Origin of the sequence: Gracilibacillus dipsosauri (assembly GCF_003176895.1) — a bacterium.
In the GTDB taxonomy this organism is placed as follows: domain Bacteria; phylum Bacillota; class Bacilli; order Bacillales; family Amphibacillaceae; genus Gracilibacillus; species Gracilibacillus dipsosauri.
The window spans coordinates 458,830-478,018 of the sequence record NZ_QGTD01000004.1; the positions used below are offsets into that span (position 1 = coordinate 458,830).

Below are 19,189 nucleotides of genomic sequence, written 5' to 3' on the forward strand. Positions count from 1 at the left end.
ATAGGCAAATCTTATTAGGGGGAAACAATCATGTCTAAAGTAGGAACAGATAGAGTAAAAAGAGGTATGGCAGAAATGCAAAAAGGCGGCGTTATTATGGACGTTGTCAATGCAGAGCAAGCGAAGATCGCAGAAGAAGCTGGTGCTGTTGCGGTAATGGCATTAGAGCGAGTACCGTCTGATATTCGAGCTGCTGGCGGAGTAGCACGTATGGCAGACCCAACAATTGTAGAAGAGGTAATGAATGCTGTTACTATACCTGTTATGGCAAAGGCGCGTATTGGCCATATCGTAGAGGCTCGTGTGTTAGAATCGATGGGTGTTGACTATATTGATGAAAGTGAAGTATTAACACCGGCTGACGAAGTTTTCCACTTAAATAAAAAGGAATATACCGTTCCATTTGTATGTGGTTGTCGTAATTTAGGCGAGGCTGCTCGTCGTATTGGAGAAGGTACTGCCATGCTTCGTACAAAGGGTGAGCCAGGAACTGGTAATATCGTTGAAGCTGTACGTCATATGCGTGAAGTAAATGCACAGGTTCGTCAATTAGTGCATATGTCCAATGACGAAGTCATGACATATGCGAAGGAACTAGGTGCACCATATGAAGTACTATTAGATATTAAAGAAAATGGTCGTCTTCCTGTTGTAAACTTTGCAGCAGGTGGCATTGCAACACCGGCTGATGCTGCATTAATGATGCAATTAGGCGCAGATGGTGTCTTCGTTGGTTCAGGTATTTTTAAATCAGACAATCCTGCTAACTTTGCTAGAGCAATTGTGGAAGCAACCACTCATTATGAAGATTATGAATTAATTGCAAAAGTATCCAAAGGTATTGGTACAGCAATGAAAGGTTTGGAAATTAGTACAATTGCTCCTGAACAACGTATGCAAGATCGTGGTTGGTAATAAGTGAGGAGATAGAAAAATGCTAAAAATAGGTGTTTTAGGCCTACAAGGGGCGATTAGAGAGCATATTCGTTCGATTGAAGCATCTGGTGCTGAAGGTATGGTCATTAAACAAAAGGAACAATTAGCTGAGATAGATGGCTTAATTTTACCTGGTGGAGAAAGTACGACGATGAGACGTTTAATCGATAAATATGATTTCCTTGAACCATTAATGAATTTTGCACAACAAGGTAAGCCAATTTTTGGAACATGTGCAGGGTTAATTCTATTGTCGAAGGAAATCGTAGGCCAGGAAAATGCCCATCTATGCTTAATGGATATGAAGGTAGAAAGAAATGCCTTTGGTCGACAAAAGGAATCGTTTGAAGCAGAATTAGAAATCAAAGGTGTAGCTGAAGACTTTGAAGCAGTATTTATTCGAGCACCTTATGTTGTAGAGGTTGGACCAAATGTGAACGTCTTAGCAACCTATGATGGTAAGGTGGTAGCAGCACAGCAAGGTCATCTACTATGTAGTGCTTTTCATCCAGAATTGACGGATGATCATCGTCTTACAGGCTATTTTATCGAGATGGTAAAAGAGGCAAAAACAGCTATTGCCAATTAATAAAAAGTGTTGATAGGAAATAGTATCCTTATTTCTATTTAAAAGAGAGCTAGTGGCTGGTGTGAACTAGTAATAGAAAAGGGAGAATCCATCCTGGAGCGATATATTGAAGCTATAGTAGATATATCCGGTTAGGAAGCCGTTATTTTCTTAATCAAGCTGGGAGAAGCTATTTTTCTCCAATCAGGGTGGTATCGCGGGTAAACTCTCGTCCCTATTTTTTTACTATAGGGATGGGAGTTTTTTGTATAGATAAAGAGTGGTTTTCAGTAGGTTTTTTTTCCCTACTGTTAAGAGACTCTACACTAATTTTAGGAGGTAATAACTATGTTAGATAGAAAAATGTTACGTAATCATTATGAGGAAGTAAAACAAAAGCTAGCCCATCGTGGTGAAGATTTAACTGATCTTGACCGCTTTGGTGATTTGGACCAAAAAAGAAGAGATCTAATTGCCGAAACGGAACAGCTGAAGGCAAAGCGAAATGAAGTATCTAAACAGATTTCTTTATTGAAAAAAGAAAAAAAGGATGCAGATGATAAAATTGTAGAAATGCGTGAGGTTGGCGATAGAATTAAATCCATTGATCAAGAATTAAAGCAAGTGGAGGAAGAGCTCGAGGGAATAATGCTATCCATTCCGAATATTCCACATGAATCTACGCCAATCGGTGAAACAGAAGATGATAATGTGGAGGTTCGCACATGGGGAGAGGCTCCAAGCTTCGAATTTGATGAAAAAGCCCATTGGGACATTGCGACTGATTTAGGCATTTTAGATTTTGAAAAAGCAGCCAAGGTAACTGGAAGTAGATTTGTTTTTTATAAAGGCTTAGGCGCAAGACTCGAAAGGGCCTTAATGAACTTTATGATGGATCTACATGCAGATGAGCATGGCTATCAAGAAATGCTCCCACCATACATGGTGAATCGTACAAGTATGACAGGTACAGGTCAGCTACCTAAGTTTGAAGAGGATGCCTTTAAAATTGAGGGCTGGGACTATTTTCTCGTTCCAACTGCCGAGGTGCCTGTAACGAACTATTACCGTGATGATATTTTGAGTGAAGAGGATTTACCACAAAAATTTACAGCCTTCAGTGGAAGCTTCCGTTCTGAGGCTGGATCTGCTGGGAGAGATACAAGAGGACTTATTCGTCAGCATCAATTTAACAAGGTAGAGCTTGTACAATTCGTCAAGCCAGAAGATTCTTATCAGGTGTTAGAGGAGCTAACTGGCCATGCGGAGAAGGTATTACAATTGCTCAAGCTCCCATATCGAGTAATGAGCATGTGTACCGCTGATTTAGGCTTTACAGCAGCGAAAAAGTATGACATCGAGGTTTGGATGCCTAGTAATGATACCTATCGCGAGATCTCTTCTTGTTCTAATTTTGAGGCATTTCAAGCTCGACGTGCTGGTATTCGCTTCCGTCGTGATGAAAAAAGCAAGCCAGAATTTGTCCATACATTAAATGGCTCAGGATTAGCACTTGGACGTACAGTTGCTGCGATCATAGAGAATTATCAGCAAGAGGACGGCAGTGTTCTTATTCCAGAGGTTTTAGTTTCATATATGGGTGGGAAAACAGTAATCAAGTAAGCATGTTTGTCTACCTCCATCAAAAATGGGAGGTAGACGAATTTCACTATTGACTCATTATTTTGATTATGTTATATTATAACTTGTCGTCAGCAAAATATGGAGGAGTACCCAAGTCTGGCTGAAGGGATCGGTCTTGAAAACCGACAGGGGCTTCACGGCCCGCGGGGGTTCGAATCCCTCCTCCTCCGCCATTAATTGAACACAAAATTGGAGATTATATAGTAAAAGAATCGTTATTGTAACGATTCTTTTATACGTTTATAGAGATTTTCTCTAAGTTAAATGATTGTTGTCGATCACTATTTTCGCTTATAATGAGTGTCATATACATAGGAAAAAGGGTGAACCATGATGAAGGAAACCATTACCTTTCTAGGAGCGGGATCAATGGCAGAAGCGATAATTGCAGGAATGACTGCCAAAGAAATTGTCCCTTCTAGGCAAATAATCGCAACTAATCATTCTAATAAGGACCGATTACAAGAACTAGAGCACAAATATAAGATTCAGACAACCCAAAATAAACAAGCAGCGATAGAGCAAGGGACGATTATTGTCCTTGCAATGAAGCCAAAGGATGTGAAAGTAGCCACTGCAGAAATACGTGAATTTTTAACAGAAGATAAGATAATTGTCTCCTTATTAGCTGGTATTTCTACGGGCTATATGGAAAAGCAGATCGGGACCAATAATCCTGTGATTCGTGTAATGCCAAATACTTCTGCTATGATCGGGCAATCTGCTACGACTATAGCGAGTGGTAACAATGTGAACGAGGAACAAATAGAGCTTGTTAGAACCTTGATTCATGCGATTGGAACAACTACTGTAATAAACGAAGAAGAGATGGATGCCTTTACTGCCCTTGCAGGAAGTGGACCAGCCTTCTATTATTATATGGTAGAAGCAATGGAGCAATTTGTTATAGAAAAAGGGCTTGATAAAGAGGTGGCCAAACAGCTTATGACACAAACGTTAAAGGGTGTTGCACAGATGCTAGCTACCTCAAGTGACTCACCGAAGACTCTTCGTGAAAAAATAACGAGTCCAGGTGGAACAACAGAAGCTGGTCTCAAGGCATTAGCCTCCCATGACTTCCAAAAAGCAGTAATGAATTGCCTTGAACAAGCTACAGATAAATCAAAGGAATTGCGTAGCTTATTTGAGAAATAAAGGAACAAGCAAGGCTTGTTTATGCCTTGCTTTCTCCTTCTATTTCTAGATATAATAACAATGTTAGTTTTTTTGAATGATAGATAATGGCCCTATAGCTCAGGGGATAGAGCGTTCGTTTCCTAAACGATGCGTCGCAGGTTCGAATCCTGCTAGGGCCGTCATTTGTTTATTAATTAAACGGTGGTCCGGATTGTTTAATTTCATGCTTTTGCATTTCTATTTCAATAATAGGCGATATCTTTTTTGGTGGATTTGCAACAGATCGCCATGCTCCTAAGTCTCCCTCAGATTCCCAAAATTCAAAGTTGTTGATCCGTGTAGGATCAATTGGATCAGCAGTAATCGCCAAGTCGAGACAGCCTGGAGCTTGTCGAGCTCTTTTTATTAAATCTTCAAAAGATTCCACCACTTCATCTCGCTTCTTTGCTTCTACTGTATACCACCCAGCTATTATTACTTTATTTGAATTCATGCAAATTCTCCCTTCAACGTATTTGCCTTCATTCTACTATAGTTATGATTGATAGATTTCTTCCTAATTGCGGACTTCTTCGTACTAGTCGTTTAATCTCCCTCCACTCGTTTCTTACAAATAGAAGATAAAGGACATTTATCACATAGTGGTCTTGTTCGACAGTATTGCTTAGCATGCTCGACTAGTAGTGCGTGAAATTCATTAAAGACATCTAGTTTCTCAGGAAAAGTCTGTTCTACCTCCAGCCTAAATTGGTCATAGGAGTTAGGCATATCGTATCCGATTCGGTAAAAGATCCTTCTAGCATATGCATCCACAACAAATACAGCCTTATCTAGGGCATAAAGTAGCATCACATCCGCAGTTTCCCTACCTATACCGTGAACATTTAGTAGTTCTTTTCTTAAGGTTTCCTTTTCCAGCTTTTTAACTCTATTTAAGGAAAAATTGTATTGCTTCCACCATTGAATGAATGACTTTATTCGTTTCGCCTTTATATTGAAAAATCCGCTTGGTTTTATCAGCTGTGCAAGCTCTTCCTCTTGTAATCGATCGAGAGCTTCAGCACCCAAATATGGCCTTAACTTTATGAGTGCTTTTTCGACATTTCGCCAGTTTGTATTTTGAACAAGTATCGCACCAATCATCATTTCAAGAGGGGTGTCTGCTGGCCACCAGTTTTGTGGACCATAATGATCAAATAATGTTTTATAAAGTAGTAGATAGTCTTGTTCCATATAGATTCTCCCCTAGCGTAAACTTTTTTCATTTTTCCAATTCGAGCAATCTTTTTTTCATCATTAGACCACCACGGTACCCAGTAAGTTGTCCATTTTTTGCAAGGACACGGTGACAAGGAATGACGATTAGAAGGGGGTTTAATCCAACCGCTCTACCTACAGCACGAACAGACTTCGGTTTTCCAATACGAATTGCAATATCTGTATAGGATTTGGTTTCTCCAAACGGGATGGTCCCAAGCTCCGTCCAGACAGTAGTTTGAAAATCCGTCCCTTTTAAGTCTAATGGAAAATCAAATTTTTGGCGACTTCCATTTAAATATTCTACTAATTGACGACCATAGGATTGAACGAAGGGCTCGTTTTTGATAAGTTTTGTATTCGGTCTATTTTTCTTATACCAATTTTCTAGCTCAGTGAATCCTTTATCCTGTGAACCAACAAAACATAACCCCTTGTTCGTTGCACCAATATAAAAATACCAACCTTCATGCCTTATCATTCCATAATAAATGTTCATCGATCAACACCTCGCTCCTCTTTCTTTTTCGAAATTCTCTTGGTGTTTGCTTCGTATATTTTTTAAATAATGTTGCGAAATGAGAAGGATTAGGAAGTCCGATTAATTCCCCAATTCTACGAATAGACCAGTTTGTTTCTAACAAATATTTCATCGCTTTCTCGATTCTCTTTCGTTGTAAATATTCGATTGGAGTCATCCCTTTTCTATTTTTAAAAACTCGATGTAGGTGAAACGGGCTTCCGTGGCAACCTTCTGCAATTACCCTTAAAGTTAAATGAGTAGTATAATTTTCTTTTATAAAAGTCTCTATCTGCCATACCCATTCTTCATCAGGTAGGTGATATCCACCTGGTTTACATCGTTTGCAAGGTCTGTAGCCAGCTTGTAATGCATCTTCCGCTCGATCAAAAATCGTGACATTATTGTAGTTCGGAACACGAGATTTGCAGGAAGGTCTGCAAAATACTTTCGTTGTTTTGACAGCATAAAAGAATTGATCATCATATTCTTTATTATTCTCAATAATTGCCTTCCATTGTTCATCCGTAATATTTCTACTCATTTTGATATCACCTCTTACCATCTATTATAAATGGTAATCGTCAAAATGAATGTATTTTGGAATAGAAAAGCAATATAGTAAAAGCTTTTTGTGTTTTCCATTATTATAAAAGGAGGAGGTGCTTTTAATGGCGGAAGTAAGGTTAAGAGAGGCAACAAAACAGGATCTCGATAAAATTGTTGCAATGCTGGCAGATGATCGATTAGGCTCCAAAAGAGAACGTTATGAACTACCATTACCCGAGTGTTATCTGCATGCTTTTATGGCTATTTCTGCCGATCAGAATAATGAGCTAATTGTAGCTTGCAGAGACAATGAGGTGATAGGGGTCGAACAAATCACCTTTACTCCATATTTGACGCATCAAGGAGGATGGCGAGCAACGATTGAAGGTGTAAGAGTATCAGCATCTGTGCGTGGGTTAGGGATAGGCACAAAGTTAATTCAATATGCTATAGATAGGGCAAAAGTACGGGGGTGTCATTTAGTACAATTGACAACAGATAAACAACGGCCAGAAGCGCTACAATTCTATCAAAGACTAGGTTTCTCCGCAACACACGAAGGCATGAAGCTAAAGTTATAATCTTTAAATTTTTGTTAACTTTGTCGCGAATAAGTTGACAGTCCTACTTCTCTTCCTTATCATTTAAAATGTTATAGGATTATTATCCTATTAATATAAAAAATGGACATTTTTATAAGTCTATTATCATAGAAAGGAAGAGGATGAATTGTCAACATTGACAGGAAGCTACATCATTGAGGTAAAAAAGGAATCAAAAACAATCAACATGAAAGTGGAAGGAACGTTTACGGAAGAACAAACGAAAAATTTCCATAGAGATTATGAATCAAAAGTAGGTTCTGTAGAAGCGAGTGATTACACACTGAAGGTAGATTGTACGAACATGAATGTTATTACACAGGAAATGGTGCCATTACTCGAACACTCTTTTCAGCTTTATAAAAATTCAGGGTTCCACAAAGTAGTGTTTGTGACAGAAAAAAAACCAACTTTAAAATTACAACTTCTTCGAGTTGCTAAAAGTGCTGGACTAAGAAATGCTGAGATAGAAGAGGCTTAAAAACAGGGATCGTTAAGGTCCCTGTATTTGTAGTATGCACTTTTCTTATATCAGAAGGGGGGAGTTAATGGTGCCAAACATTAAAATCAAGGCAATTGATATTTATCATCCGAATCATGTCATTGAAAATGACTTTTATATAAATCATTTCCAGAAAAAGGGTAGAGATATACAGCATTTTCTTGAAGTTATGGGAAGAGAGAAAAGATATGTTATCGACAAGGTGGAGGAAAATGGTCTTACGATGGCTCTAGAAGCAACAAAGCGTGTCTTAGAAAGAGCAGGAATGACAGGGAAGGATCTAGATTATATTGAATTCTCTACACAGGTTCCTGAAACGACCTTTCCGATAAATGCAATGTATGTCCATGCAGAGATTCAAGCAGATCATGATACCATCATAAAGGATTCTAATGCAAACTGTGCAGGGATGACAGTGGCTGTGGAGCAGGCTTCAAGATATATGCTCGCAAATCCACATATACATACAGCACTCATCGTAGGCTCTGATTATAATTCTTTAATTGCTAATCCCGAACAAGAAATTACTTATGCTAATTACGGTGATGCAGCTTGTGCCGTCATTTTGGAGAAGACCGATGAGAATACAGGATTTATTGATGCTAGCTATCATACAGACTCTGTCTTTAAGGACAAGATTAATTACCCAGCACATGGATTAACCAAAGCCGTTAAAGGTAAGAGTGATGTACAAGCAATTAATTGGCTTCCTTTTGATGGAAATGTTGCTTTACCACCGACCTATAAAATGATTGATCAATTATTAGCGAGAAATGGTTTATCGATAAAGGATATTGATGCATGCTGTTTTTCACAATTTGCCTTATCTAATATTCTTAAAATTCAAGATCATTATCAAATCGATCAAGAAAAAATAATCTATGTAGGCGATACTTATGCCTATACAGGAACGAGTAGTCCTTTTATTGCTTTATATGAAGGAATAAAGTCTGGCCGAATCAAAAGAGGAGACAATGTACTATTCTGGACGATCGGATCTGGATTTCAAATCGTGGCAATGCTTTATCAATATTAAAAATTAACAGTTTTTTTACACATTAAGAGATTATAAGATTTTTGCATGAAGAAACTCGACGTAGTGAAAATTTTGAAATGTGCAAAGTATAAGTAAAACTAAGGCTTTCGCTACTACTTCGAGATAAGTCAAGTTTTTCTAACATCACTTATATAACGTTTTGCTTCATGGGGGGATCCTATTAAATTGAAATAAATGGGATTTACCCCCCTTGCTTTCTGAGAAGATTTCGATACAATAGATTATAGGTTCTTTACTTGAAATATTTTTGCAAACGTTTACACTGTTAAGGAGTGATAGGGATGGATATGACGAAGATTCCAGCAAGACAAGGAAACTACAATTTGAAGAATTATGAAACAAGTAGAAAAGATTTCGATTGGGAGGAAATCAAGAAAGAATTCAGCTGGTATAAAACAGGGAAAGTCAATGCAGCTTATGAAGCTATTGATAAGCATGCGGAAGATCCAACGAAAAAAGATAAAATTGCCTTACAATATTCTGCTCCGGGTCGAGAAGAATCTATCACCTTTGAACAACTAAGCAAAAAAAGTAATCAAGTAGCAAATGTTTTAAAGAAACATCAAATAGAAAAAGGCGATCGTGTATTTCTCTTTATGCCGAGAAGCCCTGAATTTTATGCAAGCTTTTTCGGTATTCTTAAGGTCGCAGCGATTGCAGGGCCATTGTTTGAGGCATTTATGGAGCAAGCGGTTCGAGATCGTTTAGAGGATAGTGAAGCGAGAATGCTCATAACAACTCCTGAGCTATTAGATCGTGTTCCTGTAGAGGAGCTGCCGCAGTTGGAAAAGGTTCTATTGTTCCATGCAGATCAAGATGTCGATGGGGATAAATTCATTGATTTTGAAAAAGAGATCGATAATGCCTCTGATTCCTTCGATATTGAATGGGTTGATTTAGAAGATGGGATGCTGATTCATTATACATCAGGCTCGACAGGAAAACCGAAAGGCGTTTACCATGTTCACCATGCGATGATTCAACACTATGCAACAGGTAAATGGGTTATTGATCTAAAAGAGGATGACATATATTGGTGTACTGCTGACCCAGGCTGGGTAACGGGAACAAGCTACGGAATTTTTGCTCCATGGTTAAATGGGGTTACCAATGTTATTCGTGGTGGCCGCTTCACACCAGAATCGTGGTATGAGACGCTAGAAAAATACAAGGTTACGATATGGTATACCGCTCCAACTGCCTTACGAAAATTTGTCAGTGCTGGTGATGAGTTGGTGAAGCAATATGATTTCTCTCATTTACGCCATATTATGAGTGTAGGGGAGCCGCTTAATCCAGAGGTCATAACATGGGGTGAGCGCGTACTTGGTTTACGAATTCATGACACTTGGTGGATGACAGAGACAGGTGCTATGTTAATCGTTAATTTACCTTGTATGGAAATTCGCCCAGGCTCTATGGGGAAACCAATTCCAGGTGTAGATGCAGCAATTGTTGATAATGAGGGAAATGAGCTACCTCCAAATCAAATGGGGAACCTTGCAATTAAAAAAGGCTGGCCATCTATGATGCGTGCTATTTGGAACAATCCTGGGAAATATGAAAGCTATTTTATTAATGACTGGTATGTATCGGGAGATAGTGCGTATATGGATGAGGATGGTTATTTCTGGTTCCAGGGTCGTTTAGATGATGTGATTAATACATCTGGAGAACGTGTAGGGCCATTTGAGGTGGAGAGTAAATTAATTGAGCACCAAGCGGTTTCAGAAGCAGGGGTTATTGGAAAGCCAGACCCTGAGCGTGGAGAAATCATAAAAGCTTTTATTACACTAAATCCTGGCTATGAAGCAAGTGATGAATTGTTAGAGGATATTCGTCTATTTGTCAAAACAGGGTTAAGTGCACATGCTGCTCCTCGTGAAATTGAAATAAAAGATAGTATACCGAAAACAAGAAGTGGAAAGATTATGCGCCGACTTCTTAAGTCATGGGAGCTTGGACTTCCGACAGGAGATACGTCTACATTAGAAGAATAAAAAATATCCGGAGCTTATCTAAATGAAGATAAGCTCCGGATTTTTGTCATCCTTAGCTTGCTAAGTCCCCTTTTGGTCCAAAGAATTCAAAGTTAAGATGACCCTCGTTTACTCCCCATTTTTGTAATGCCTGATAAATTGCTTTCATAAAAGGCTCAGGTCCACAGAAATAGAAGGAAGCATCTTTAGTCGGGATAATAGATCGAAGCCAATCGAGATCAATATACCCCGTTTTATCACATAATGCAGGATCAAATGGATTCTCATAAACTGTGAAAGTATTCACATTATCGTGTTGATCTGCAATGCTTTGAACTGCTGATTTTAGGCCATGTACTTTTTCATTTTGCGCAGCATGGATAAAGTAAACCTCTCTTTCTGGCTGTGTTTCCACAACGGTCTCTAGCATACTAGTTAATGGAGTCAATCCTACACCACCACTAATGAGGACAAGTGGCTTCCTCTCATTATCTAAAACAAAATCGCCTGCTGGTGCACTAACTGCTATTGTATGGCCTTCCTCTATATGATCATGTAGAAAGTTGGATACTACACCAGCTGGATTTTCCGAAATAGCAGGTTCCTTTTTCACACTAATTCGAAAATATTCTTCATTTGGTTTACAAGAAAGGCTATATTGGCGTTGGCAAGTATAAGGAATACCAGGCACCTTTACTTTTACGGTTAAATATTGACCAGCTTCAAAGCTTGGCAATGCCCCACCATCCATTGGTTTTAAGTAAAAAGAAGTAATAACATCACTTTCTTTTTCTTTTTTATAGACAGTGAAATCGCGATAACCAGTCCAGCCACCTTTTTGCTCTGCTGTTTCTTGATACATCCCTTTTTCCACATCAATAAAGACATCAGCGATTACTTGATAAGCTTTTGCCCAAGCTTCTAGAATTTCATCTGTAGCAGCATCTCCTAAAATAGCCTTCATCGCTTTTAATAAATTTTCCCCAACAATCGGATAATGCTCTGGTTGAATATTTAGGCTTCGATGTTTGTGACCGACTTGAATAACTACTGGTAGTATATTTTCTAGTTGATCAATATTTGCTGCAGCAGCATAGACAGCATTGGCTAGAGCTTGTGGTTGTCTTCCTCTTTTTTGATTGGTTTGGTTAAATATGTTTTTTAATTCCGGATGATTAGTAAATAATAATTTGTAAAACTCTGAAGTGATCGCTTGCCCATGCTCCTCTAATACAGGAACCGTAGATTTTACGATTTCGATTGTTTTTTGGTCTAATTTTTCACTCACTGACGTGCCCATCGAAACACTCCTCTTAAAACATGTATTTTCTATACATGTTTAATTGTATAATGTTTTAAGAGGTATTCCAACCACTATTAGGCCCGAAGTATGACAATTCTGTTACAGCATTGTAGCAATTTCTTGTCATTGCTAGCAGATTGTGTGTAGACTTAATGGTAATTAAAATGAAAAAGAGGGCTTATTATGCGGCTTAAAAAATATACCGATTATGCACTACGTGTGCTCATATATACAGCTTCTAAAAGAGGAGAAAAGGCGAGTATCAATGAGATAGCCGATACTTTCTTCATCTCTACCGAGCATATTCGCAAGGTCGTCCATCAATTAAGTGTGAATGGGTATATTGAAACAACTAGAGGACGTAATGGAGGAATTATGCTAGCAATGGATCCAAAAGAGATTAATATTGGAGCGGTCATTCGCTTGATGGAGAATGATTTTTATTTATTAGATTGCTTTGATAGTGGTACGGATCATTGTGTCATCACACCAGTATGTCAGCTCCGACATGTCGTATCAGAAGCAATGGCGGCATTTTTCCTTGTGTTAGATAAATATACTCTAGAGGATTTAGTGGAGAATAGCGATGAATTACGTTTGTTAATGGATATGGATTAGTTGTTTTTGGGCTGTTCTTTTAAAAAAATATCCGTGGAGAATTAAAAACTCCCCACGGATGGATATCACATATTCTTTTTTATTTGAAATTGATCTTCTAGTAATAACCAATTTTGTGGGAAAGCTAAGCCTAGCTTCCAATAGCTGATTCCTCTCAGATTCTTTTCTTTTATTAAGTCGAATTTTGCTTGTATCGATCTAGCATCTTCAAACCATACCTCATGGCGATTCCCTTGTGGATCCTGATAGAAAAAATAAGGTGCCTGTGCTTCTTGATCGTATAAAATGGCTTGATTATTATCTCGGGCTAATGCAATGGCTTCTTGAGGACTAACGGCCTTGGCTAATTCTCCCCCAGGCTCGAATGGCAATGTCCAATCATAACCATATAAATTTTGTCCTAATAAAATTTTGGATGCTGGCATTTCGGTGAGGGCATAGTTTACTACATCTGTAACGGGTCCGATCGGTGATACTGCCATCGGAGGTCCACCACTGTAACCCCATTCATAGGTCATTAGAACAACAAAATCGACAATTTCGCCGTGTGCCCTATAGTCATGAGCCTCATACCAGGCTCCTTCTTGCGTTGCGCTTGTTTTTGGCGCAAGTGCTGTGGAAACAAGTAAACCTTCAGCATGTAATCGCTCCGTAGCCTTTCTTAAGAAGTTATTGTAATCCTCACGATTTTCTGGTGGTAAAAATTCAAAATCAAAATGAATATCTCCATACCCTACCTGTTGTGCTGTTTGAATAATTTGATCGAGCAATTGATTTTGTACCTGTTGATCTGTCACAATAATTCTCCCAAGCTCTGCACTAAAGGCTCCCTCTTCTAAATTTGTGATGGCAAGCATGAGTAAAGCTTGGTTCTCATTAGCAATAGCAGCAAACTGGTTTAATGGTGGTGGGATGAGATTTCCCTCCCGTGTCACACGGTAAGAAAATGGCGCGAGATAGGTTAAATTTCGACTATGCTTTCTTGCTGCTGCTTCTAGTGTTTCCGAAACGGTTTCGCCAGTTGGTTCGATATATGCATTTACTTCAATTTCTGTTTTTGAGGATTCTGGTATATAGATGGTAGTTCCAGGTGTAAGAGGTTGATATAGATTCAATTGATTTAACCGAGCCAATTCAGCAGCAGAAATACCGAATCGTTGACCAATAGTATATAGGCTATCACCAGATTGAACGGTATAAAATCGACCAAATATCGGAATAACGAGTGCCTGACCAACGACTAGTGATTGCTGTGGATCTAGCTCATTGGCGGAAGCGATTAATTGATAGGTTATACCAAATTGGTTGGCTATGGAATTCAAGGTGTCACCCTGTTTTACAACATATATTTGCACAGAAAGCTCTCCTCTCTTCAAGAAATATCGTTGTTTCTTCGCGAATGGTTTCTCATTTTACGATATGATAGGAAAGGAGAAATAGAACACTAGATTGGATCTGTTTTGGCTTTCATTACTTTGACCATAAGTCTGATGGCTTCTTCATTATGAATTCGTGTATTGGACGCAATGCAGTTTTCCGGAACATGCAAAGTGTATCCACGCATATGAGCATCATTTGCGGTGAAAAGGACACATATATTTCCGGCAATTCCAGCAATGATTAAGTGTTTAATCCCTAGTTGCTCGAGTAAGGATGGTAAGGTGGTACGGAAAAATCCAGATAATTTTGGTTTAATTAGGAAATAATCTTCCTTTGATGGGAGCCCCTCTGCAATAATGTCCTGGTTTGTTTCGCTTTTACATTTATCGGCAATTTTTTTATAATCTGTTTCCCACGTATCATAATGGTCATTGACATATATAATAGGAAGGCTATGTTTTTTAGCATATTGCTTTAGCCTCTTAATGTTAGGCAGGATTCTCTTTGTTTCATTTAAAAGGAGGTCGCCCTCTGAAAAATGAAAATCATTAATTAAATCGATTATTAATACAGCTGAATCCTTCATTTATTCACCTCATCTCTAAGCATTCTATAATCAAACATACCCTTTTTTGTTAAAAATGATGCATACTTGCAGTTTGTCTCATTTTCCTGCATAGTAATAGTAATCATTTATTAAAGTGTGGGGTTGGATGAAGGATCAATTTTTTATGGAACGGGCATTAGAGGAGGCTCAAAAGGCAGCGGTTCTAGGAGAGGTTCCGATTGGTGCTGTTCTCGTATACGAGGATGAAGTAATCGCAGCTGCATTTAACTTAAGAGAAAAATTACAAACCACAAGCTCCCATGCAGAGATGCTTGTAATAGATAAAGCCAATGAGATAGTTGGCAGCTGGAGACTAGAGAAATGCACCTTATATGTGACATTAGAGCCTTGCCCGATGTGTGCAGGCGCAATATTGCAAGCTCGTATTCCGCGAGTAGTATATGGTGCAAGAGATTCAAAGGCAGGATGTGCTGGTTCAATAGTGAATTTATTGCAGGATGATCGCTTTAACCATCAAGTTGAAGTGGCAGCAGGTGTGCTGGAGGCTGAATCAAGCGAACTTTTAACCACCTTTTTTAAACAGCTTAGACAGAAGAAAAAGGAAAAGAAACAGACAAAACTGGCTAGCGAGGAAGATACTAACAATGGATAACCATTGCATTTTTTTATAGAACAAGTTATACTAATAAATGCGCTTTACTAGCGCAATTAAAAATATTAGCAAATTTGCCGTGCTAGGTGGGGAGGTAGCGGTGCCCTGTACTCGCAATCCGCTATAGCGAGACTGAATACCTTGCTGAGGTGTCATTATTTTAAGGTCTGCCTTAAGGGAGTAGTGCTGACGCTCGGGTCCTGCGCAACAGGAACTCGTGAACCATGTCAGGTCCGGAAGGAAGCAGCATTAAGCGAACCTTCCTGTGTGCCGCAGGGAAGCCTGGGTCGAGCTATCAACTTAAGTAACGCTTAGGGTAATGCCATCGAAGCTTGGTGCACGGCGTTAATGAATGTATATATGCAGCCTCTTGTTTACTCGACAAGAGGCTTTCTATTTACCTTATGGAGAGCAGCATTGCAAAAAGGACTTTGAGTCTATCTAATCATACATACTCGTTTTTATCCGCAGTTTTTGCTACAATATAAAGAGTTATTAAACATAGAAGGGGATCATGGATAATGGGATATCAAGCACTGTATCGCGTATGGCGCCCAAAGAATTTTGAAGATGTAGTGGGACAAGTTCATATTACACGTACGTTGCAAAATGCGATCATGCAGGATAAGTTTACCCATGCATATTTGTTTTCTGGTCCTCGAGGTACTGGTAAAACAAGTGCTGCCAAAATTTTTGCTAAAGCAGTGAATTGTGAGAACGGACCAGCTCTAGAACCTTGTAACGAATGTGCCTCTTGTCAAGGTATTCAGGATGGCTCTATTGCTGATGTTGTGGAGATTGATGCAGCATCTAATAACGGTGTGGAGCAAATTCGAGATATCCGTGATAAGGTCAAATATGCCCCGAGTGCTGTTTCTTATAAAGTGTATATTATTGATGAAGTACATATGCTATCTATTGGGGCTTTTAATGCATTATTAAAAACATTAGAAGAGCCACCGAAGCATGTTATTTTCATACTAGCTACCACTGAACCACACAAGATTCCATTAACCATCATTTCACGATGTCAGCGTTTTGACTTTAAACGAATCTCTCAGTCTGCAATGGTTAAACGGATGCAGGACATCATGGAAAGGGAAAAGATCGATGTAGCGCAAGAGGCTCTAGAAGCTGTCGCACTTTCCGCGGAAGGTGGGATGCGAGATGCGCTAAGTTTATTAGATCAAGCTATTTCCTATAGTGATGGTCAAGTGGTGATGGAGGATGTTCTAGCTGTTACAGGCTCTGTCTCCCAGCAGAAGCTAACCTCCATAGTTACGACAATGTATGAAAAGAATGTGCAAAAAGCTTTGCTTGAAATAGATCAACTGATACAGGAAGGAAAGGACCCGGGTAGATTCGTCTTTGACCTCATTTATTATTTGCGAGACCTTTTGTTATATCAGACATCTCCTTCCTTGGAAAATGTTTTGGAACGTGCAATTGTTGATGAAGCATTTAACGCCTTATCGGAAAAGATCAGTGCGGACTGGATTCAACTTGCCATTAAAGAATTGAACCAATGCCAGCAGGAAATCAAGTGGACCAATAGCCCGAAGGTATTTATTGAAATATCCATTTTGAAAATTTGTGAGCAACCAGTACAAGAAGGAAAGCAAGAAGCCTTAGAATATGATAAACTGGTACAGAAAATAAATGAACTAGAAAATAAATTAAAAGAATTACCTAAACAAGTACATCAACAACAAGAAACAACTCAACCAACGAAGAAAAGCGCTCCAGCAGGTCGCAAATCATATAGTATACCGTATGATCGAATTCGAAACATCCTAGCTGAAGCGTCTAAAGATATGCTAAAGAAAACAAAGGCTGGCTGGCCAAGCTTTATGGACTCTCTAAAACAAAAAAGTGCACCAGCCCATGCTACCATTCAAAATAGTAAGCCAAGCGCAGCTTCTGATAATGCCGTTATTTTAGCATTTCGTTATGAAATACACTGTTCACTTGCGCTAGAGCATAAACAAACGATAGAATTAGTACTATCGGAAGTAATCGGTACTGATATGACATTTGTACCAATACCTGAAGAAAACTGGCTAACATTACGAGAGGAATATGTTAGAAAACAAAAGGATCAAGGTGGTTCTACTCATGATGATGAGAGTCAACCAGAACCGGAAGATCCTATGATCGAACAGGCACGGAAGCTAGTTGGTGAGGATTTGTTAGAAATTCGTGAATAAGAAAGACTTCCATTAGTAGTAGTAACTTCATTTCTGCTGATGGTTAGTGATGAAAAAGATAATAGACAATAATTAGGAGGGATTTCCATGCGTGGTGGAGGAAACATGAACAAAATGATGAAACAAATGCAAAAAATGCAAAAGGATATGATGAAGGCACAAGAAGAGCTACAAGAAATGACCTTTGAAGCAACAGCTGGTGGTGGAATGGTTAAGGTTGTGGCAAATGGAAAAAAAGAGCTGACTGACATTGAAATAAAAGAAGAGGTAGTAGATCCGGAGGATATCGAAATGCTTCAAGATTTAATCTTAGCTGCAACAAATGAAGTGCTAAAAGAAGTTGATGACAAAACGAATGACACGATGGGCAAATTTACAAAAGGATTAAATTTACCTGGAGGCATGTTCTAGGAGGGACTGTCATGTATTATCCAGAACCAATTTCTAAGTTAATTGATAGTTTTACAAAATTGCCAGGAATCGGTCCAAAGACGGCCGTCCGCCTGGCTTTCTTCGTATTAAATATGAAAGAAGATGATGTGTTAGATTTCGCCAAGGCGTTAGCGAACGCCAAAAGAGAGTTAACACATTGTAGTATTTGCGGGCATATAACGGACCAAGATCCTTGCGCAATCTGTCAAGATGAATCAAGAGATAAGTCTTTAATCTGTGTTGTACAAGATCCAAAGGATGTGATTGCGATGGAGAAGATGCGTGAATTTAATGGCAAATACCATGTACTACATGGTGCAATTTCTCCTATGGATGGTATCGGCCCGGAAGATATCAATGTTCCTTCTTTAATTAATCGTTTGAAGGACGAAGAGGTAGAGGAATTAATCTTGGCTACAAACCCAAATATCGAAGGAGAAGCAACAGCGATGTATATCTCCAGACTTGTTAAACCTTCTGGAATAAAGACGACTAGAATTGCTCATGGATTGCCAATGGGTGGCGATTTGGAATATGCAGATGAAGTAACCTTATCAAAAGCTCTAGAAGGAAGACGAGAAGTATAATAGAGGTGAAGAAGATGGCGGCACATAAAAAAATAAAAAAAGCAGCGATGAACCAACAATTATTAACCAATATTTATCAATTGAAAAAGGATTGGAAAAACCTCGAGAGTATTATGGAACGAAGTATAGAGCCGACAGAGCAGGGAAGATTTGATTTGGCGTTAGCAAAGGCAAAATACTTCTATCTGCTTAAAGAAGCTAAATATCGAAAGGTTTCTGCAGGTGATTAGACTAGAAGAGAAATAATTACATTCTCTATTCTATTTTACGCTTTTGTTTCATATAGATAGAAACATAATCATATGGACAAAAAGGGGACAGGTTGTATGAATATTTGGGTTATTGCAGGTCTGCTAATTTTAATTGTTTTGTTGTTGACCAAAGGGATTCCACTGAAATTTTCGCGCGTTTTAGGACAAGGTGTCGTAAAAGTGACCATCGGTGTGTTGTTCTTGTTCTTCTTTAATCTATTCGGTGCTTCCCTTGGTCTTCATATACCTATTAATATCTTTACAGCAGTTGTAGCAGGTTTATTGGGTGTGCCAGGTATCGCTTCATTAACAGCAATCCACATTTTTATTCTTCCTTAGTATTAAATAAAGTGTTAAGCAAAATGAACTGCCCCCTGTCAAGTAGACAGGTAAATAAACAAAATATTTTGTGCCATGTATGGTTTCCATGCATGGCTTTT

General features: G+C 38.8%; 22 protein-coding genes, 2 tRNA genes, 1 other RNA gene and 1 other annotated feature. Of the genes, 18 read left to right on the top strand and 7 right to left on the bottom strand.

Annotation, left to right across the window (positions count from 1 at the left end):
- Positions 1–30 precede the first annotated feature (30 nt).
- The 6 genes from pdxS to DLJ74_RS04035 all read left to right on the top strand — a co-directional run bounded on the left by pdxS (position 31) and on the right by DLJ74_RS04035 (position 4,464).
- Positions 31–915 (top strand): pyridoxal 5'-phosphate synthase lyase subunit PdxS, encoded by an 885-nt coding sequence (pdxS, locus tag DLJ74_RS04010; protein ID WP_054860841.1) that lies wholly within the window; start codon positions 31–33, stop codon positions 913–915.
- A gap of 19 nt (positions 916–934) precedes the next feature.
- A complete protein-coding gene (gene pdxT / locus DLJ74_RS04015) occupies positions 935–1,525 on the top strand; it encodes a pyridoxal 5'-phosphate synthase glutaminase subunit PdxT (RefSeq protein WP_054788580.1) in 591 nt (196 codons plus the stop codon).
- Positions 1,526–1,744 (top strand) — a binding site (T-box leader).
- A gap of 108 nt (positions 1,745–1,852) precedes the next feature.
- Positions 1,853–3,127, top strand: a complete 1,275-nt coding sequence (serS, locus tag DLJ74_RS04020) for a serine--tRNA ligase (RefSeq protein ID WP_109983450.1) — start codon at positions 1,853–1,855, stop codon at positions 3,125–3,127.
- Between the two features lie 101 nt (positions 3,128–3,228).
- A tRNA-Ser gene (locus DLJ74_RS04025) sits at positions 3,229–3,321 on the top strand.
- A gap of 160 nt (positions 3,322–3,481) precedes the next feature.
- On the top strand, positions 3,482–4,303 hold the full coding sequence (proC, locus tag DLJ74_RS04030) for a pyrroline-5-carboxylate reductase (RefSeq protein ID WP_054860843.1): 822 nt from the start codon (positions 3,482–3,484) through the stop codon (positions 4,301–4,303).
- Between the two features lie 88 nt (positions 4,304–4,391).
- A tRNA-Arg gene (locus tag DLJ74_RS04035) sits at positions 4,392–4,464 on the top strand.
- Positions 4,465–4,475: 11 nt separating this feature from the next.
- Here DLJ74_RS04035 and DLJ74_RS04040 read toward each other — a convergent pair.
- The 4 genes from DLJ74_RS04040 to DLJ74_RS04055 form a co-directional block, all read right to left on the bottom strand.
- Positions 4,476–4,778 carry a putative quinol monooxygenase gene (locus tag DLJ74_RS04040; RefSeq protein WP_109983451.1) on the bottom strand — a complete coding sequence of 101 codons (303 nt, stop codon included), beginning with the start codon at positions 4,776–4,778 and terminating at the stop codon, positions 4,476–4,478.
- 92 nt (positions 4,779–4,870) lie between these two features.
- The gene (locus DLJ74_RS04045; RefSeq protein ID WP_054860845.1) at positions 4,871–5,518 is read right to left on the bottom strand and encodes an endonuclease III domain-containing protein; all 648 of its coding nucleotides are present in this window, start codon (positions 5,516–5,518) and stop codon (positions 4,871–4,873) included.
- A 28-nt stretch (positions 5,519–5,546) separates the two neighbouring features.
- Complete coding sequence (locus tag DLJ74_RS04050) at positions 5,547–6,041, bottom strand: methylated-DNA--[protein]-cysteine S-methyltransferase (RefSeq protein WP_109983452.1); 495 nt, start codon at positions 6,039–6,041, stop codon at positions 5,547–5,549.
- Positions 6,010–6,606, bottom strand: coding sequence for a bifunctional transcriptional activator/DNA repair enzyme AdaA (locus DLJ74_RS04055; RefSeq protein WP_109983453.1), 597 nt, complete (start codon positions 6,604–6,606; stop codon positions 6,010–6,012). Before DLJ74_RS04055 ends, DLJ74_RS04050 begins: the two co-directional genes overlap by 32 nt.
- 127 nt (positions 6,607–6,733) lie before the next feature.
- On the opposite strand from DLJ74_RS04055, the gene DLJ74_RS04060 reads away from it, so the two are divergent.
- The 4 genes from DLJ74_RS04060 to acsA all read left to right on the top strand — a co-directional run bounded on the left by DLJ74_RS04060 (position 6,734) and on the right by acsA (position 10,772).
- A complete protein-coding gene (locus tag DLJ74_RS04060) occupies positions 6,734–7,192 on the top strand; it encodes a GNAT family N-acetyltransferase (protein WP_054860848.1) in 459 nt (152 codons plus the stop codon).
- Between the two features lie 148 nt (positions 7,193–7,340).
- A complete protein-coding gene (locus DLJ74_RS04065) occupies positions 7,341–7,694 on the top strand; it encodes a hypothetical protein (RefSeq protein ID WP_054860849.1) in 354 nt (117 codons plus the stop codon).
- 70 nt (positions 7,695–7,764) lie between these two features.
- A complete protein-coding gene (locus tag DLJ74_RS04070) occupies positions 7,765–8,751 on the top strand; it encodes a 3-oxoacyl-[acyl-carrier-protein] synthase III C-terminal domain-containing protein (RefSeq protein WP_054788592.1) in 987 nt (328 codons plus the stop codon).
- Between the two features lie 302 nt (positions 8,752–9,053).
- The gene (gene acsA / locus DLJ74_RS04075; RefSeq protein WP_109983454.1) at positions 9,054–10,772 is read left to right on the top strand and encodes an acetate--CoA ligase; all 1,719 of its coding nucleotides are present in this window, start codon (positions 9,054–9,056) and stop codon (positions 10,770–10,772) included.
- A 52-nt stretch (positions 10,773–10,824) separates the two neighbouring features.
- Here acsA and hmpA read toward each other — a convergent pair whose 3' ends face one another.
- A complete protein-coding gene (hmpA, locus tag DLJ74_RS04080) occupies positions 10,825–12,051 on the bottom strand; it encodes an NO-inducible flavohemoprotein (protein ID WP_109983455.1) in 1,227 nt (408 codons plus the stop codon).
- Positions 12,052–12,237: 186 nt separating this feature from the next.
- Between hmpA and DLJ74_RS04085 the strand changes: the two genes are divergently transcribed.
- Positions 12,238–12,672 (top strand): RrF2 family transcriptional regulator, encoded by a 435-nt coding sequence (locus tag DLJ74_RS04085; RefSeq protein WP_054860850.1) that lies wholly within the window; start codon positions 12,238–12,240, stop codon positions 12,670–12,672.
- A 65-nt stretch (positions 12,673–12,737) separates the two neighbouring features.
- On the opposite strand, the gene DLJ74_RS04090 is transcribed toward DLJ74_RS04085, so the two are convergent.
- Positions 12,738–14,027: a glycoside hydrolase family 18 protein gene (locus DLJ74_RS04090; RefSeq protein ID WP_109983456.1), complete on the bottom strand. Its 1,290-nt coding sequence runs from the start codon at positions 14,025–14,027 to the stop codon at positions 12,738–12,740.
- A gap of 89 nt (positions 14,028–14,116) precedes the next feature.
- Positions 14,117–14,638 carry a cysteine hydrolase family protein gene (locus DLJ74_RS04095; protein ID WP_109983457.1) on the bottom strand — a complete coding sequence of 174 codons (522 nt, stop codon included), beginning with the start codon at positions 14,636–14,638 and terminating at the stop codon, positions 14,117–14,119.
- Between the two features lie 127 nt (positions 14,639–14,765).
- Here DLJ74_RS04095 and tadA point away from each other — a divergent pair, with 127 nt between their 5' ends.
- From tadA to DLJ74_RS04130, 7 genes are all read left to right on the top strand, one after another.
- Positions 14,766–15,272, top strand: a complete 507-nt coding sequence (gene tadA / locus DLJ74_RS04100; protein ID WP_109983458.1) for a tRNA adenosine(34) deaminase TadA — start codon at positions 14,766–14,768, stop codon at positions 15,270–15,272.
- Positions 15,273–15,349: 77 nt separating this feature from the next.
- Positions 15,350–15,615: signal recognition particle sRNA large type (gene ffs, locus DLJ74_RS04105), an RNA gene on the top strand.
- A 178-nt stretch (positions 15,616–15,793) separates the two neighbouring features.
- Entirely contained in the window at positions 15,794–17,479 is a 1,686-nt protein-coding gene (gene dnaX / locus DLJ74_RS04110; protein ID WP_109983459.1) for a DNA polymerase III subunit gamma/tau, read from the top strand.
- A gap of 87 nt (positions 17,480–17,566) precedes the next feature.
- Positions 17,567–17,890, top strand: coding sequence for a YbaB/EbfC family nucleoid-associated protein (locus tag DLJ74_RS04115; RefSeq protein ID WP_054860853.1), 324 nt, complete (start codon positions 17,567–17,569; stop codon positions 17,888–17,890).
- A gap of 11 nt (positions 17,891–17,901) precedes the next feature.
- Positions 17,902–18,498 carry a recombination mediator RecR gene (gene recR, locus DLJ74_RS04120; RefSeq protein WP_054788589.1) on the top strand — a complete coding sequence of 199 codons (597 nt, stop codon included), beginning with the start codon at positions 17,902–17,904 and terminating at the stop codon, positions 18,496–18,498.
- A 14-nt stretch (positions 18,499–18,512) separates the two neighbouring features.
- Positions 18,513–18,728: a YaaL family protein gene (locus DLJ74_RS04125; RefSeq protein WP_054860854.1), complete on the top strand. Its 216-nt coding sequence runs from the start codon at positions 18,513–18,515 to the stop codon at positions 18,726–18,728.
- Between the two features lie 96 nt (positions 18,729–18,824).
- Positions 18,825–19,088 carry a pro-sigmaK processing inhibitor BofA family protein gene (locus DLJ74_RS04130; protein ID WP_054788591.1) on the top strand — a complete coding sequence of 88 codons (264 nt, stop codon included), beginning with the start codon at positions 18,825–18,827 and terminating at the stop codon, positions 19,086–19,088.
- The last annotated feature ends 101 nt before the right edge of the window (positions 19,089–19,189 follow it).

Coding starts and splice junctions, on each gene's coding strand:
- DLJ74_RS04115 (WP_054860853.1), top strand. CDS start 17,567: ATGCGTGGTGGAGGAAACATGAACAAAATGATGAAACAAATGCAAAAA.
- serS (WP_109983450.1), top strand. CDS start 1,853: ATGTTAGATAGAAAAATGTTACGTAATCATTATGAGGAAGTAAAACAA.
- DLJ74_RS04040 (WP_109983451.1), bottom strand. CDS start 4,778: ATGAATTCAAATAAAGTAATAATAGCTGGGTGGTATACAGTAGAAGCA.
- DLJ74_RS04050 (WP_109983452.1), bottom strand. CDS start 6,041: ATGAACATTTATTATGGAATGATAAGGCATGAAGGTTGGTATTTTTAT.
- DLJ74_RS04060 (WP_054860848.1), top strand. CDS start 6,734: ATGGCGGAAGTAAGGTTAAGAGAGGCAACAAAACAGGATCTCGATAAA.
- DLJ74_RS04055 (WP_109983453.1), bottom strand. CDS start 6,606: ATGAGTAGAAATATTACGGATGAACAATGGAAGGCAATTATTGAGAAT.
- dnaX (WP_109983459.1), top strand. CDS start 15,794: ATGGGATATCAAGCACTGTATCGCGTATGGCGCCCAAAGAATTTTGAA.
- DLJ74_RS04125 (WP_054860854.1), top strand. CDS start 18,513: ATGGCGGCACATAAAAAAATAAAAAAAGCAGCGATGAACCAACAATTA.
- DLJ74_RS04130 (WP_054788591.1), top strand. CDS start 18,825: ATGAATATTTGGGTTATTGCAGGTCTGCTAATTTTAATTGTTTTGTTG.
- DLJ74_RS04085 (WP_054860850.1), top strand. CDS start 12,238: ATGCGGCTTAAAAAATATACCGATTATGCACTACGTGTGCTCATATAT.
- proC (WP_054860843.1), top strand. CDS start 3,482: ATGAAGGAAACCATTACCTTTCTAGGAGCGGGATCAATGGCAGAAGCG.
- pdxS (WP_054860841.1), top strand. CDS start 31: ATGTCTAAAGTAGGAACAGATAGAGTAAAAAGAGGTATGGCAGAAATG.
- tadA (WP_109983458.1), top strand. CDS start 14,766: ATGAAGGATCAATTTTTTATGGAACGGGCATTAGAGGAGGCTCAAAAG.
- recR (WP_054788589.1), top strand. CDS start 17,902: ATGTATTATCCAGAACCAATTTCTAAGTTAATTGATAGTTTTACAAAA.
- DLJ74_RS04045 (WP_054860845.1), bottom strand. CDS start 5,518: ATGGAACAAGACTATCTACTACTTTATAAAACATTATTTGATCATTAT.
- hmpA (WP_109983455.1), bottom strand. CDS start 12,051: ATGGGCACGTCAGTGAGTGAAAAATTAGACCAAAAAACAATCGAAATC.
- acsA (WP_109983454.1), top strand. CDS start 9,054: ATGGATATGACGAAGATTCCAGCAAGACAAGGAAACTACAATTTGAAG.
- DLJ74_RS04095 (WP_109983457.1), bottom strand. CDS start 14,638: ATGAAGGATTCAGCTGTATTAATAATCGATTTAATTAATGATTTTCAT.
- pdxT (WP_054788580.1), top strand. CDS start 935: ATGCTAAAAATAGGTGTTTTAGGCCTACAAGGGGCGATTAGAGAGCAT.